Source organism: Nocardia sp. PE-7 (assembly GCF_030486425.1).
In the GTDB taxonomy this organism is placed as follows: domain Bacteria; phylum Actinomycetota; class Actinomycetes; order Mycobacteriales; family Mycobacteriaceae; genus Nocardia; species Nocardia salmonicida_A.
Window position 1 is genome coordinate 1944049 of sequence record NZ_CP129614.1, and the last position, 14521, is coordinate 1958569.

13 protein-coding genes are annotated in these 14521 nt (G+C 66.2%); 7 read left to right on the forward strand and 6 right to left on the reverse strand.

Annotated elements, in window-relative coordinates; translation table 11 throughout:
• Positions 1-48 precede the first annotated feature (48 nt).
• On the reverse strand, positions 49-399 hold the full coding sequence (locus QX204_RS09145; protein WP_056822989.1) for a histone-like nucleoid-structuring protein Lsr2: 351 nt from the start codon (positions 397-399) through the stop codon (positions 49-51).
• 208 nt (positions 400-607) lie between these two features.
• Positions 608-1456 (reverse strand): SDR family NAD(P)-dependent oxidoreductase, encoded by an 849-nt coding sequence (locus QX204_RS09150; RefSeq protein ID WP_301906154.1) that lies wholly within the window; start codon positions 1454-1456, stop codon positions 608-610.
• A gap of 90 nt (positions 1457-1546) precedes the next feature.
• Here QX204_RS09150 and QX204_RS09155 point away from each other — a divergent pair, with 90 nt between their 5' ends.
• Entirely contained in the window at positions 1547-2488 is a 942-nt protein-coding gene (locus QX204_RS09155) for an alpha/beta fold hydrolase (RefSeq protein WP_301906155.1), read from the forward strand.
• On the opposite strand, the gene QX204_RS09160 is transcribed toward QX204_RS09155, so the two are convergent.
• On the reverse strand, positions 2470-3060 hold the full coding sequence (locus QX204_RS09160; protein WP_301906156.1) for a dihydrofolate reductase family protein: 591 nt from the start codon (positions 3058-3060) through the stop codon (positions 2470-2472). The genes QX204_RS09155 and QX204_RS09160 overlap by 19 nt on opposite strands.
• Entirely contained in the window at positions 3057-3881 is an 825-nt protein-coding gene (locus tag QX204_RS09165; protein WP_301906157.1) for a metalloregulator ArsR/SmtB family transcription factor, read from the reverse strand. Before QX204_RS09165 ends, QX204_RS09160 begins: the two co-directional genes overlap by 4 nt.
• 173 nt (positions 3882-4054) lie before the next feature.
• Between QX204_RS09165 and QX204_RS09170 the strand changes: the two genes are divergently transcribed.
• The 6 genes from QX204_RS09170 (at position 4055) to QX204_RS09195 (ending at position 11001) form a co-directional block, all read left to right on the forward strand.
• Positions 4055-6229: an MMPL family transporter gene (locus QX204_RS09170; RefSeq protein ID WP_367620169.1), complete on the forward strand. Its 2175-nt coding sequence runs from the start codon at positions 4055-4057 to the stop codon at positions 6227-6229.
• 46 nt (positions 6230-6275) lie between these two features.
• Positions 6276-6737, forward strand: coding sequence for a VOC family protein (locus QX204_RS09175; RefSeq protein WP_056823283.1), 462 nt, complete (start codon positions 6276-6278; stop codon positions 6735-6737).
• Positions 6738-6830: 93 nt separating this feature from the next.
• The gene (locus QX204_RS09180) at positions 6831-7661 is read left to right on the forward strand and encodes an alpha/beta fold hydrolase (protein WP_301906158.1); all 831 of its coding nucleotides are present in this window, start codon (positions 6831-6833) and stop codon (positions 7659-7661) included.
• Positions 7662-7761: 100 nt separating this feature from the next.
• On the forward strand, positions 7762-8418 hold the full coding sequence (locus QX204_RS09185; protein ID WP_301906159.1) for a hypothetical protein: 657 nt from the start codon (positions 7762-7764) through the stop codon (positions 8416-8418).
• Between the two features lie 360 nt (positions 8419-8778).
• Positions 8779-9135 carry a GNAT family N-acetyltransferase gene (locus QX204_RS09190; RefSeq protein ID WP_301906160.1) on the forward strand — a complete coding sequence of 119 codons (357 nt, stop codon included), beginning with the start codon at positions 8779-8781 and terminating at the stop codon, positions 9133-9135.
• 594 nt (positions 9136-9729) lie between these two features.
• Entirely contained in the window at positions 9730-11001 is a 1272-nt protein-coding gene (locus QX204_RS09195) for a PucR family transcriptional regulator (RefSeq protein WP_301906161.1), read from the forward strand.
• Here the strand turns inward: QX204_RS09195 and QX204_RS09200 are convergent, their stop codons facing one another.
• Together QX204_RS09200 and QX204_RS09205 are read right to left on the reverse strand one after the other, a co-directional pair.
• Positions 11002-12555, reverse strand: coding sequence for an acyl-CoA carboxylase subunit beta (locus QX204_RS09200; protein WP_301906162.1), 1554 nt, complete (start codon positions 12553-12555; stop codon positions 11002-11004).
• 139 nt (positions 12556-12694) lie between these two features.
• Positions 12695-14440, reverse strand: coding sequence for an FAD-dependent oxidoreductase (locus QX204_RS09205; protein WP_301906163.1), 1746 nt, complete (start codon positions 14438-14440; stop codon positions 12695-12697).
• Positions 14441-14521: the final 81 nt, after the last annotated feature.

The window sequence follows — 14521 nt, forward strand, 5'->3', positions numbered from 1 at the left end:
CACGGCGCGCGGAGGGAATGCGCGCCGTGCTGTCGACGAACCGAAGCTTTAGGCCGAAGCCTGCTCATAGGCCGAGATGACTTCCGCCGAGATCCTGCCGCGGCTGGACACGGTGTGCCCGTTCTGCGAAGCCCACGCGCGGATCTCGGTCAGATCGTTGCGGCGGGTGGATTCGGCTGCCGGTGCCGAGCCGAGGCGACGTGCGGCGCCTGCTTTGGCCCGACCGGTGCGACGCGCGTACGGAACCCACTGTTCGAACACCTCACGCAACTCTGCCGCGTTGGCATCGGACAGGTCGATTTCGTAGGCCGCCCCATCGATTCCGAATGTGACAGTCGCATCGGCAGCGGACGTGCCATCGAAATCATCGACAAGTGTGACAACGACTTTGCGCGCCATGGGAGTCCTGTTCGTTCGGGTGCCGAGAATTACCGTCGCCGATCTTAGTTGACCGCGCCGCGGGTTATTCGCTCGGCACCAATCGCGATCAGCCTGCGCGACGTGGCAGCTCATCGCGGAAGCGGGTGTCGCCGCCGTCGACTTTCAGCAGCATGCCGAGTTCGTCGACCGGTGTTCGGACGTCGCCGAAGAATCCACCGAGGAGTGCTCAGTCGGCGCGAGGGATGCGTCCGTCGACGTCGGTGAACCCGTAGTCCTCGGCGAGATCGGCGACTTTCCAGGATTTCCCGGTGCGCGTCGACCGGCCGGGATCGGCGGCCAGCGCTACCACGGCGCGCCCGGGGAAGCGTGGGGACTCGGCGGTGTCGAGATCGAAGGTGCCTTCGCCGGGCAGGGTGACCTGGCGACGGCCGTGCTCGTCGGCCGGAACCATTTGCAACAGTTCGGTATTCACGATCCCGGGCCAGATCGAGACCGCGGTCGCGCCGGTGCCGGTCAGATCGTGCGCGAGGTCGGCGGTGAGGCGATCCAGAGCGGTCTTGCCGACGCCGTAGACGGCATTGTGCATGTACCGCCGCGCGCCGGGGGAGGACACATTGACGATGAGGCCCGCGGACTCGATCAGCAGCGGTGCGGCGAAAACGCTGGCCACATAGTGCGATCGCACGCCGATCTCGAAGGTCTCGTCCCACGCCTTCGGTGGCACATCCCAGAACTTGCGGCCCAGCCAGCGGGCGGCGGCGGGGGAGTTGTAGACATTGTTGACCAGCACATCGAGGCGCCCCTGCTCCTCGCGGATCCGGGTGAAGAGCTTCTCGACCGCATCGTCGTCGCGATGATCGCAGACTGCCACGACGCCGCGTCCGCCGAGCTCGGTGACCATCGCGGCGGTCTCGCCTACGGTGCCGGGCAGCTTCCCGGGCTCGGTGGTGCGTCCGGTGACGTACACGGTCGCCCCGGCCGCGCCCAACTCGAGGGCGATGCCTTTGCCGATGCCGCGACTTGCCCCGGTGACGACCGCGACGCGCCCGGCCAGAATCTTGGGTGTTCCGCTCATGACCTGAGGACACTACCGTCAAATCAGAACACGTTCTAGAAATTGGAGGCGGTAGTGGAGCAGAGATTTCTCGATACAGGCGAAATCAGGATGCATGTCACCGAGCAGGGGCAGGGCTACCCGGTGGTGTTCTGTCATGGATTTCCGCACACGGGGTTTATCTGGCACCGGCAGATAGCGGCCGTGGCCGAGGCGGGATTCCGGGCCATCGCGCCCGACCTTCGCGGCTACGGTCGAACCGAGGCGCCCGCTGAGGTCGCCGCGTACACCAACGAGGCCGTGATCGGTGACCTCCTGGCGCTGCTCGACGACATCGGCGCCGACAAGGCTGTGTTCGTCGGCCTCGATTTCGGTGCCCAACTGGTGTGGGAGCTGGCGCTGCGCGCTCCCGAACGCGTCGAAGCGCTGGTGGTGCTGAACAATCCGTACTCGCCGCGCCCGCCGCGTCCGCCGTCGGCCTTCTGGACGAAGGCCGCCCAACGCCATTTCCTGCACCTGTCCTACTTCCAGGAGCCCGGCGTCGCCGATGTCGAACTCGCCGCGCGGCCGAGGGAATTCCTGTCCCGCGTCTACTTCTCGCTCTCCGGGGACTACCACTATCTCGACACCTGGAAGAACCCGCCGGGGCTCGGCTATCTGGATGTGCTGCCCCAGGCGCCCGCACTGCCGTGGACCTGGCTCAGTGACAGTGAATTCGACACCATCGCCACGGACTTCGAGCGGACCGGCTTCACCGGGGGATTGAACTGGTACCGCAATCTGGACCGCAACTGGGAACTCGCCGAGCCGTTCGCCGATGCCCGGATCGAGGTCCCGACCTACTTCCTCTACGGCGAGAACGACCCCGACATGGAGGGCTTCAGCGGCCGCGACCCGCTTGCCACGCTGCGGGCGAATGTCACCGATCTCCGTGCGGTAGTGGAACTTCCGGGTGCGGGCCATCTCGTGCACCTCGAGCGAACCGACGCGGTCAACGACTTCCTGGTCACCGCGCTGCGTGAGGTCGGTGTCGATCAGCGCGCGCGGTCGTAGGTCAGGGCCGTCTCGCCCAGTTCGCCGACCTCGTGACGGGTGAGCGTCCACCGCGAGCCGGGTAGGCCGTCGTCGAACAGTCGCTGTCCGTCGCCGGCGATCTCGGGGCACAGCAGCAGGTGCAGTCGGTCGATCAGGTCCGCCGCGAGCAGATCCTTGATCACGGTCGGGCTGCTGTTGACGAGAATGTCACCCGTACCGGTGGCTTTCAGTGCGGTGACGACGTCGGCGGCCGGTGCGTTCGCGATGCGGGTGCGCTCCCACGGCGACTCGGTGAGCGTGGTCGACAACACGACCTTCTCGGTGTCGACCAGCCATTTCGCGTAGGCGCGGTCGCGCGGGTCGGCGTTCTCGTCGGCGGCGACCGTCGGCCAGAACCCCAGGAAGCCTTCGGCATTGACCCGGCCGAGCAGCGCCGTCGTCGCGCCCTCCCAGATGCGGGTGAGGTGATCGCGGGCGACCTCGGTGGTGGCGTAGCGGACGATCGCCTGCATGTCGCCGGGGCCGCCGGGGCCGTTGTAGCGTCCGTCGAGGGTGAGGCCGATATTCGCGGTCACAGTGCGCTCGGTCATGGCTGTTCCTTGCTGTGGGGGAGTGTGTCGGCGAGGTTGTCGAGGACTCGGCTCCAGCCGGTTTCGATGCCGGCGATGTAGGGGACGGCCTCGACGGTGGTTTCGGTGATGGTCAGGTCGAGGCTCAGGCGGGTGGCGCCGGACCGCTGCTCGAGGGTCAGGGTGTAGTGGCCGGTGAAGGAGACGGCGCCCGCCGCATCGAGCACCGAGAGGTCGAACTCGAGGTGGCCCGGTCTCCTCACGGCCGTGACTCGCCCCTCGGAGCGGTATCGCCGTCCTTCGGCATCGCGGTAGTCCAGTGCGGCGCGACCGCCCTTCTTCGGCTCGATGACGCAGTGCGTGATCGTCATCGACGCTGGGGCCCACCAGGATCGGAGCAGGGTCGGATCTGACCAGTGCTGCCAGACGAGATCCCGGGACGCGGTCAGCTCGCGCTCGAAGGTGAATTTCCGCCCGTCCGCCCAGCGATCCCGTTGCGCGGCAAGCGATTCCGCCTCGATAGCGGCGCGGTATCGCTCGATGACCGCGCGCTCGTCCGCATGAGTGGAGATGGTTGCGACCAGGTCGGTGAGTCTGCTCGCGAGTTCCTGTAGCGGTGCCGACTCGACGGCGTAGACGCGACGTTGCCCCAGTGGAAAGGCCGTGACGAGCCCGGCCCGCGCCAATGTTTGCAGGTGCTTGGTGGTTTGGGGCTGCCGCAAACCGGTCAGGTCGGCCAGTTCGCCGACCGAGCGGGGGTGCTCTGCGAGGAGTTCGACGATGCGCCACCGTGCGCCGTCTCCGAGAGCTGATGCGACCGCGTCCATGATCTGAGTATTCACTCCAGTGAATATTCCTGTCAAGGAATATAAATCGCTCCATGGAAACTAGCGGGGAGGCGGTACTTTTGGTGGGAGGCACATCGGGCGGACCACCTGAAAGGATGCGGCCTCTTGAAGATTGCACTCGGAGCCGACGAACGGACGACGAGCTAGTGTTCACGCGCTGGGGGGATGTGGTCTATCGGTTCCGGTTCGGTGTGCTCGGCGTGGTGGTGGCCGCACTGCTCGGGCTCGGCGGGTACGGGCTCGGGCTGCACGACGAGCTGAGTTCCGGTGGCATGGACGACCCCGGCTCGGAATCGGCGCTGGCGGGGCGCTTGGCGGACAGTGCGTTCGGTCGCAATCACGACCTCGACGTGGTCGTGCTCTACACCGCGCCGCCCGGCAAGACCGTCGACGATCCCGAATTCAGCCGCAAGATCGTCGACAATCTCAACAGCCTGCCGCAGGCGTACTCCGGGGTGATTGCCGGCGTCAACGGGGCCTACTGGCAGACGGAAACCGGTCGGGCGAGCGGTTCCCTGTTCGCCACATCCGACCGCACCCGTGCTGTGGCCGCTGTCGCGATCGTCGGCGACAACGACACCGAGATGCTGCGCAACACCAGAAAGGCGAAGGACGCCTTCGCGATTCCCGGGGTCGATGTGCAGGTGGGCGGCCTGCAACCGGTGGCGGGAACGCTCAACGACACCCTGGCCGACGACATCCGCCGGATGGAATTCCTCGCGTTTCCGGTGGTCGCGCTGCTGCTGTTCTTCATCTTCGGCGGTGTGGTCGCTGCCGCGTTGCCATTGATCGTCGGCGGGCTGACGATGCTGGGCGCGAGCGGGATCGTGCGCACCTTCACCTACGTCACCGAGGTGAACTCTTTTGTCGCGCCGGTTGTTTCGATGATCGGTGCGGGATTGGCCATCGACTACGGGCTGTTCATCGTGAGTCGCTTCCGCGAAGAACTCGCCGAGGGCCACGCCGCCGCGGCGGCGGTACGGCGCACGATGACGACGGCGGGGCGCACCGTGGTGTTCTCCGCGACGATGATCATCGCCAGCGCGGGCGGCATGCTGCTGTTCCCGCAGGGGTTCCTGAAATCCATCGCCTATGGAGCCATCGCGACCGTGTCGCTGGCCGCGCTCACCGCCATCACCTTGCTGCCCGCGATGCTCGCGATTCTCGGGGCGCGCGTGGACATGTGGGGAAGTAGGCGGCTTCGGCGAACGAAATCCGCGCACGAGGTGGAGAACGGTTTCTGGGGCCGCAGCACCCAGTGGGTGATGAAGCATCCGGTGAAGGTGGCGGGGGTGCTGTGCGTGGTGTTGGTGCTGTTGATCCTGCCTGCTCGCAATCTCGCCTTCGGTGGCTTCAGCGAACGATATCTGCCGCCGGACAACAGCACTCGCGTCGCGCAGGAGCAGATCGACGCGACCTTCCCGGGCCGCAGATCCGATCCGATCGACCTGATCTTCGTCTCCGGCGACAGCGTCGCGATCGGCGCCGCCCTGAAACTGGCCAATCAAGCGCCCGGTCTGGCGGCGAAGTTCGAACTGCCGTCGCGGTCGCCGGTGCAGTCGGATGTGTACCGCACCAAAACGACACTCGCGGACTCCGATTCCGCCGACGCCACCATCGACTATCTCCGCGACATCGAACTGCCCGACGGCGTGCGGATGCTCGTCGGTGGCGTCCCCGCCATCCAGAAGGACAGCTTCGACGCGTTGCTCGAGCGCATGCCGTGGATGATCGCCCTCGTCCTGCTCGTCACCACGCTGCTGATGTTCTTGACCTTCGGTTCGCTGATCCTGCCGATCAAGGCCGCCCTCATGAGCGCTCTGGGCCTCGGCTCGACGCTGGGTATCCTCACCTGGATCTTCATCGACGGTCACGGCGCGGGCCCGCTGAACTTCACCCCGCAACCCATTCAGGCCAACATGCTGGTGATGATCATCGCGATCATCTACGGCTTGTCCACCGACTACGAGGTCTTCCTGCTCTCGCGCATGGTCGAAGCGCGGGCCAAGGGCGCCACCACCACCGAGGCGGTCCGTATCGGCACCGCGCACACCGGCCGCATCATCACCGCCGCCGCCTTGATCCTGCTCGTGGTCACCGGCGCCTTCGCGTTCTCGGACCTGGTCCTGATGCAATACGTCGCCTACGGCATGATCGCCGCGCTCATCATCGACGCCACCGTGCTGCGCATGCTCCTCGTTCCCGCGACGATGAAACTGCTCGGCGACGACTGCTGGTGGGCGCCGGCGTGGATGAAGACCGTCCACGACAGATTCGGACTGGGCGAATCACCGGCCCCGGCAACCATCGCGGCAGATTGTCGGACCCCTGACATACGGTGACGGAAAGGTCTCCCACCTGTGTTCAGCCGCCATGAACGGAGTCATGATGAGCCGCCATATTCAGATCACCTTCGACGCGCACGACCCGGCCGCGCTGTCGACCTTCTGGCGTGACGCGCTGGGTTATGTGCATCCGGGGCCACCCGGAGTCGAGGTCCCTGCCGGGGTCGACCCGCTGGTCGTGTGGGACCAGTTTCTCGCGCGGATCGGTGTTCCGGCCGAAGAGCGGAACTCGAAGTCGGCCATCGAGGATCCGGAGGGGCACGGCCCTCGGGTGTTCTTCCAGCAGGTGCCGGAGGGCAAGGTCGCCAAGAATCGGGTGCATCTCGACGTTCGGGCGGCGCCCGGGTTGCAGGGCGACGAGCGGATGGCGGCCCTCGAGACCGAGTGCGAGCGGCTGGTCGCGCTGGGCGGCAAGCGGGTCGAGCGCTTCGAACCCGAGCCGCCGATGAGTGCGGGATGGATCGTGATGACCGATCCCGAGGGCAACGAGTTCTGTCTGGATTGATGCCGACCGCCATCCCGCTCGCGGGTATCGGCGCTACCGTGGTGAGACCACGACGACGTGGTCACGTGGCTGCCACTGGAAGGAAGCCCCGGGATGCGGCATTTCGACTTTCGCGGAACCTCGATCGCCTATGACGAGGCGGGTGCGGGGCCGCCGATCGTCTTCCTGCACAACCTCGGCGGCGACCGCCACATCTGGCGTGCGCAATTCGACGCACTGAAGCGCAACCATCGGGTCTTCGCGATCGACCTCATCGGATACGGCGATTCGGACGCGCCCGACACCGGGTACACGGTCGAAAACTATCTGGCCATGGTCACCGCGTTCATCGAGGAGCGGGATCTGCGCGATGTGACGCTGGTCGGCCACTGTTTCGGCAGTGCGCTGTCGCTGCTGTACACGCGGCGCGATCCCGACCGGGTGCGGTCGCTGGTGCTCAGCAGCCCGCTCACCCCGGCCACCTTGCGACCGACCCGAACCGCATGGGCGGCAGCGCTCGGCCGACGGCTGCACATCGACTCGGTGCTGGCCCGCGTTCGCATTCCCGGCCCGGTGGCCGGGCTGCTCGTGGCGGAACAACTCGGTTCGGACAACGCCCCGGCCGAGATCGTCGCGCATCTGCGCGAGAGCTGGACCGAACCCCGACGGCTGATGGTCACCGCCGCGATCTCTCGCGAGATTCCGCTGCTCGGCGAACTGGACAGCTTCGTGCCGCCCGCCGGCTTTCCACCCGTCACCACGATCTGGGGCAGTCGTAATCGCGTGCTGTGCGCCCGCGCCGGCGCCACGCTGAACCGCACGTTGACACCGTCGCGGGCGATCGTCATCGACGGTGCGGGGCACCTGGTGATGGTCGAGTCGCCCGAGCAGGTCACCGCCGCGGTGCTCGCCGCGACGACGGGCGCGCGCGCCGTGGATTCCTAGTCCGCACCGCCGTCGCGGTCGAGCGCCGCGACATGCGGCCACAGCGGGCGCTCAGCGTCGGTGAACCGAACTTGTCGGTGCGCACCTTTATTCTGCTCACATGGACGGACCGGACTCTGCGCTACGCCGCCTGACACGCGAGGCGGGAAAGTTGTTGCGGCCATACGGCTTTCACGGAACGGACGCCGCCTGGACGCAGATCACCACCGGCGGCGTCGCAACGATCCGCCGCACCCGCATTCAGCGGAGCTGGACCGACGGTCAGCAGGCGATCGGATTCGGCCTGGAACTCGGCGCGACGCCGACTGCCTGGTGGATTTACCGCAACTGGCGCGATACCGTGCGAGGACTCCCACCGACCACGCTCGAACAGGCGACCGGGCCCGCACTGATCGACGATCGCGGGATGGGCGAGGAGTTGACCGGGCTGTGGTCGCTGCGGGTCGATCCGGCCCATCGGTCGCGCCCCGCGCTACAGGCCGACGTCGACGCCATTCGCGCCGACTTGCCGGTGCGCGTGCATGCCTACGCCCGCCGGGCGCTGCGCCTGCTCGAACCGGACGCCTACCTCGACGAACTACTGGCGGACCCGAATCCGCAACCCGCCACCCTGGAAGCCATCGTCGTTCTGCTCGCCGACCACGGCCCGGGACCGAGACTCGACGACGCGGTGAACCGGTTCCGATTCGCCGATCCCGATGACTGCGGCGCCGACAGCGTCATCGCCTACCTGCGGGGTCGAGCCGTCCCGGTCTGACCGTCCAGCTCGAGCGGCCCCATGGACCACTCGCCATTATCATTCCGCCCGTGGGAGATGCGGTACACGGGAATGCTCGGCGGATTCGCCCCGGCAACAGGAAGGACTTCGGCGGCGCCGCCGAACTGTTGGCCGCGGCCTTGGCGGACGACCCGGCGACCCTGTGGCTGCACCCCAAGCAATCCACCCGCAGGGCCAGGCTCGTCCGGTCGTTTCGATCCTCGCTCGACGATTCCCGCGATTGCAGCGATGGGGTGGACCTCGCCCTCGACAGCACCGGCGCGATCGTCGGTGTCGCGGTCTGGCTGGCGACCTTTCACATCCTGCCCCGAGCGACGGTCGGTCGGACAGCTCGCAGCGTTGCGTACCTACGGTTCACACGCCGCACAGGCGCGCGCGGGCGCACAGGCGACCTACGCGGCGGGCGTGCGGGAGCAGCATTGGCACCTGATGGCGGTCGGCGTCTCCGCGAAAGCGCGCGGACTCGGACACGGACAGGACCTGATCGCGGCGGGAATGTATCGAGCGGCGGCCGACGGTGTTCCCGTACATCTGGAGACAACGAACCCGGACAACCTCGCCTTCTACGAACGCCTCGGATTCGACACGACCGCGGTGATCGACCTCCCCGGCGGTGGCCCACGCAGATGGCTCATGCGCCAAGTGCCGCAACCGATCTCGAGCCCTGCGCGCGGTAGGAGATCACGCGATACCTGACGGCGCTGCGAAACGCGAGTAATTCGCGGAGGAAATTGTTGTGGAAATCCATGACAATCCCGCGGAAAGGGAATAGGAACGTCAAAACCTGTGCGTGATGATAGCGATCGGTGTCACGTTCGTGATCTGATCGAGATGTCCCGAAGCTGGGATGTCTCACAGAACATAAATGAGGATGACCGTATGAATTCCAGAATTTCTCGTCCGCTCGCCGTCGCCGCCATCGTATTGTCCGCCGGTGCGATCGGCGCCGGTACCGCTACGGCGGCGGCGCCGGCGCCCGTCTCGGGTTCGGTGGAAGTGTGTGTCCCTCTTCCGCTTCCGGTGCTCGAGGTCAGTCTCTGTCTGTGACCGGCTAACACGGATACATGCGGCGGTGGCGGCACCGGTCACGGGGTGAAGATGTGCGCGGCTCCGTTCGGAGCCGCCACCGCCGCACCCGGAGTAGATCCGCAGGCCTGCGGGCTTTCTTGTCGGAAAGCATCATAGATCCGCCGTTCTCTTACGTTTTGTCACAAACGAAGGTTGGACGGGGGATTGTCGTTCACGGTAGTTTGGGGGCTTGCCCAGTGATCTGGGTGGGAAGGATTCATCATGGCTGGCGCAACTTCCATCGAACCGTTCCTGACAGTTTCGGGGCGGCCGGTATCGAACCCCCTCAAGGATGTGCGGACGATATCCCGCCAGATGGTGGTGCATTTCATCGAGAATGTCGTGCCGTGTGGCACGCTGCCCGGCGAAGCGCTGGACGGAGACGTCACGACGGTGACTCGCGTCTGTCTGGAACTGACCAGGAGCATGCTCGACGGCCGCGATATCCCGGGGCGCGTGGAGCGGGTGCAGGCCGCCGCCGCCGACTGGGCGCGCGAGGGAATCCCGATCGACACCATTCACGACGCGGTGCACGAGGGCTTCAAACTCGGCTTCGACCTGGTCATTACCAATGTCACCAACCACGACTACGACACCGTCGTCGGGGTGGCCCGGCGGCTGATGGACGCCCAGAAGATGATCACCTCGGCGGTGTCGGTGGCCTACGTTCGTGAACTGCGATCGGTGGACAGCGAGCACCACACGGCGGTGCACACGCTGACCTCGGCATTGCTCGGCGGCCAGAACACCTCGACGATGGCGCGGGAGTGCGGCATCGAGGTCGCCGATCGCTATCACGTGATGGCACTCGAACTGCCGCCGCACGCGGAGGAATTCGACCCCACCCTCGATGCGAAGGTCGTCGCTCGACGCAAATTGCGCCGCGTGCAGGCAGAACTGGCGGACCGCTGTGACGGGAGGGTGCTGTCGTTGTTGAGTGTGGACGGCGGCACGCTGCTGTTGCCCGCACACGAATTCACCCAGGTGGAATTGGACGAGTTGATCGTGCACCTGTCCACGGCGGCACAGGTGCCGGTGCGGGCGGTGGCCACATCGGCGACGCCGGCCGAAATCCCGCACGCCGCCGAGCAAGTCCATGAACTCGTCGAAATCGTGCATCGGTTCGGTGGACCGAGCAAGGTATATCGCCCGCACGAATTGGCCTTCGAATATCAGCTGACCCGACCGGGCCCCGCGCGCGACTATCTGAGCTCCATCGTGGATTCCCTCGAAGCCCATCCTGAACTATTACGCACGCTCGAGGTGTACATGTCCACGAATATGCAGCGTGCGCGGACCGCGCGCCTGATGTTCATTCACACCAACACCGTCGACTACCGATTGAAACGGATCGGTCAGATGACCGGGTTCGACCTCAACGATGTTTCCGGCCTGTGCCATCTACGCGCGGCTCTGTTGATCCGGGCCCACCGTGGGTCCGGATCAACAGAGCTCTATCGAAGCTCGAGCGAAACCAGTTCGCGCGCAGGCTGATCACATGGGATAGAGCGGGTGCTTGCGCGGGTTGAACTCCGGCTTGACCGGCGGCTTGTCGCGCAGCAGGCGCAGTGCGTGCCGGATCTCGAGGCGGGTACGTGAGGGCTCGATCACCGCGTCGATGTAGCCGCGCTCGGCGGCGACCCACGGGGTGGCGATGGTCTCGTTGTACTGGTTGATCATGAAATCGCGCGCCGCCGCGCGGTGTTCCTCGGGGACAGCGGCCAATTGGCGTTTGGCGGCGAGGTCGACCGCGCTTTCGGCGCCGATCACGGCGATCCGGGCGGTCGGCCAGGCGAAGCTGACATCGGCACCGACCTGACGGCACCCCATCATTCCGTAGGCGCCGCCATAGGACTTGCGCACCACCAGGCTGATGATCGGTACCGTCGCCTCGATGATCGCCCGCGGCATCCGGCCGCCCCGGATGATCACGCCCGCGTCTTCCTGATCGAGGCCAGGCAGCACACCGGGGGTGTCGGTGACGAAGATCAGCGGGATGTTGAAGGCGTTGCACAGCCGGATGAAGTAGGTCCCCTTGTCCGAGCAGGCGGCGTCGACGGACCCACCGAGGACCAGTGGCTGGTTGGCGATCACGCCGACCGGATAGCCGTCGACCCTGGCGAACCCGGTGATCAGGTTCGGGGCGAAAGCCGCTCGGATCTCATGGAATTCACCATCGTCGAACAGGCGCAACAGGACGTCGTGCATGTCGTAACCCGCACGATCGGAATCCGGGATGATCGTCTCGAGTTCCAGGTCGTAGGCGGTGATGTCGGGTTCCAGGCCGGGGTTGACGATCGGCGGCTGTTCGAGGCAGCTCGACGGCATGAAGCTGAGGTAGTTGCGGGCCCAGTCGAAGGCTTCCTGCTCGTCGTCCGCGACGTGATGCAGGGTGCCACGCTTGGCCTGCACCTCCGCGCCACCGAGCGCCTCGGCGCTGATGTCCTCACCGTTGACGGCCTTGATCACGTCGGGCCCGGTGACGAACATGTAGGTATCTTTCGTGCCGACGAGCACATCGGTATTGATCGGCCCGTAGACCGAGCCCGCCGCGCATTTGCCGAGCATGATCGATACCTGCGGCACATAGCCCGACAATTTCTCCAGCACCCGGGTCATATCGCCGAACGAGGCGAGCGAACCGGCCGCATCCTGAACCCGCGCGCCGGGGGATTCGTTGATCGTCACCACCGGGCAGCCGTTGTCGAACGCGAGTTTCAGCGCCTGCATGAACTTGCGCGCCGCTGTGATGCCGACCGACCCGCCGTACACGGTCGGATCGTGAGCGATCACGACCACCGTCCGGCCATGGATCAGCCCACGACCGGTCACCAGTCCGTCACCGTAGAGGGCATCTGTCTGTCCGGGCTGACGTGCCAACGCTCCGATCTCGATGAATGTTCCAGGGTCGAGCAGCATGTTCATCCGCTCGCGAACGCTCGGAACGCCCTTCTTCGCTCGCTTGGCTACGGCGGCCTCACCTGCTGGTTCCGCGGCGATCGCCAGAATCTCAGCCAGCCCGTCGAGCTTCGCCTTGGTGCTTACCACGCTTACTGCCACCTTCCAACCAACTCAAGTGCTGTGCGCGACGGTAGTCGAATCACCGTGTGACAGCGCGAGAAGCAGGGGAGGCGGGAGAGATCACAAAGTCTCGCCCAGCTATCTCATCGCATTCTCTACAGCGCGTTCAGCGGTCCTTCGGTACGGTCGCGGTGACCGGCCAGATCGGCAGACGCAATGCGGCGGTCGCGGTGGCGGGGACGACGGGGGCGTTCGGCGCCACCGTGGCGATCCGCTCGTAGGGATCGCCCATCGCCGGACGCGGATCCGATTGGCCCTTGTTGGGCCACAGCGCGGCGGCGCGTTCGGCCTGGGCCGCGATCGTCAGTGACGGATTGACACCGAGGTTGGCCGAGATCGCCGAGCCGTCGACGACGCTCAGACCGGGGTAGCCGAAGACCCGGTGGTAGGGGTCGATGACGCCGTTGCCCGCATCCGTACCGATGACGCAGCCGCCGATGAAGTGCGCGGTCATCGGGACGTTGAACACATCCGGCCAGGTGCTGCCGGGGGTGGCGCCGAGCTTCGCGGCAACGTGGCGCGTCGCCTCGTGACCGGGCGGGATCCAGGACGGATTGGGTTCGCCGAACCCCTGCTTGCTGGTGAACCGGCGACCGAACACCCCTCGTTTGGTGTAGGTGGTGATCGAGTTGTCGAGGCTCTGCATCACGAGCAGGACCAGCGTGCGCTCGCTCCACCGGTTGGTGCGCAGCAGTCGCACGGTCTGCACCGGGTGGCGCCCGGCGATCAGCAGGACTCGCGACCAGCGCGGCAGTCGGTGATCGCCGTCGACGAGATAGGTGTTGAGCAATCCCATGGCATTGGAACCCTTGCCGTAGCGCACGGGCTCGACATGGGTGTTCGGCGTGGGATGGAACGACGACGTGATGGCCACGCCCTTGGTGATGTCGACGTCCGGGTCGACCTCGGTGCGTCCGGCGCCGAGGATCGCTTCGGAATTGGTCCGCGTGAGCACGCCGAGCCGCGGCGAGATCTCGGGGAGTATCGCGGTGTCTCGCATGCGGAACAGCAGGTGCTGGGTGCCCCAGGTGCCCGCCGCCAGCACGACGTGTCGCGCCGACAGTGTGGCGCGGTGTTTGCGGACCCAGCGTCCGGTGCGTTCGGTGTCGACCAGCCAGCTGCCGTCGGACTGCGGCCGGATCGCGGTCACGGTGGTCATCGGCGAGACCACAGCCCCGGCCTTCTCCGCCAAGCCGAGATAGTTCTTGACCAGGGTGTTCTTGGCGCCGTGACGGCAGCCGGTCATGCATTCGCCGCACTCGATGCATCCGGTGCGCTCGGGTCCGACCCCGCCGAAGTAGGGGTCGGCGACGGTCTGGCCGGGTTCGCCGAAGTACACCCCGACCGGGGTCGGCACGAAGGTGTCACCGACTCCCATCTCCTCGGCCACCGACTCGATGATGGTGTCGGCCGGTGTCATGTGCGGATTGCGCACGACGCCGAGCATGCGGCGCGCCTGGTCGTAGTGGGGGCTGAGCTCGGCGTCCCAGTCGGTGATGCCTGCCCACTGCCGGTCGCCGAAGAACGCCTCGCCGGGTTTGTAGAGGGTGTTGGCGTAGTTGAGCGAACCGCCGCCGACCCCGGCGCCTGCCAGGATGAAGCAGTCGCGCAGGCGGTGGATGCGCTGAATCCCGTAGCAGCCGAAGCGCGGGGCCCACAGGTATCGGCGCAGATCCCAGTTGGTCGCCGCGAAGTCCGCGTCCGCGAACCGGCGACCGGCCTCGAGGACGCCGACGGTGTACCCCTTTTCCACCAGCCGCAGGGCGGTGACACTGCCGCCGAACCCCGACCCGACGATCAAGACGTCGTAGTCGTAGGAAGGGGTGGCGCTATCGGAGGAGGCTTCTGACACGGACCCGACGGTAGAAGCCCAGGTGCCGAAGTGACCGATTCGGCGCGCGGGCTGGCAGAATTCACTATCTCGGGCGCGAAG

Bases quoted from the DNA above. Each gene is read 5' to 3' on its own strand.
- QX204_RS09145 (WP_056822989.1), bottom strand. From the start codon at position 399: ATGGCGCGCAAAGTCGTTGTCACACTTGTCGATGATTTCGATGGCACG.
- QX204_RS09180 (WP_301906158.1), top strand. From the start codon at position 6,831: ATGCGGCATTTCGACTTTCGCGGAACCTCGATCGCCTATGACGAGGCG.
- QX204_RS09160 (WP_301906156.1), bottom strand. From the start codon at position 3,060: ATGACCGAGCGCACTGTGACCGCGAATATCGGCCTCACCCTCGACGGA.
- QX204_RS09155 (WP_301906155.1), top strand. From the start codon at position 1,547: ATGCATGTCACCGAGCAGGGGCAGGGCTACCCGGTGGTGTTCTGTCAT.
- QX204_RS09185 (WP_301906159.1), top strand. From the start codon at position 7,762: ATGGACGGACCGGACTCTGCGCTACGCCGCCTGACACGCGAGGCGGGA.
- QX204_RS09175 (WP_056823283.1), top strand. From the start codon at position 6,276: ATGAGCCGCCATATTCAGATCACCTTCGACGCGCACGACCCGGCCGCG.
- QX204_RS09150 (WP_301906154.1), bottom strand. From the start codon at position 1,456: ATGAGCGGAACACCCAAGATTCTGGCCGGGCGCGTCGCGGTCGTCACC.
- QX204_RS09195 (WP_301906161.1), top strand. From the start codon at position 9,730: ATGGCTGGCGCAACTTCCATCGAACCGTTCCTGACAGTTTCGGGGCGG.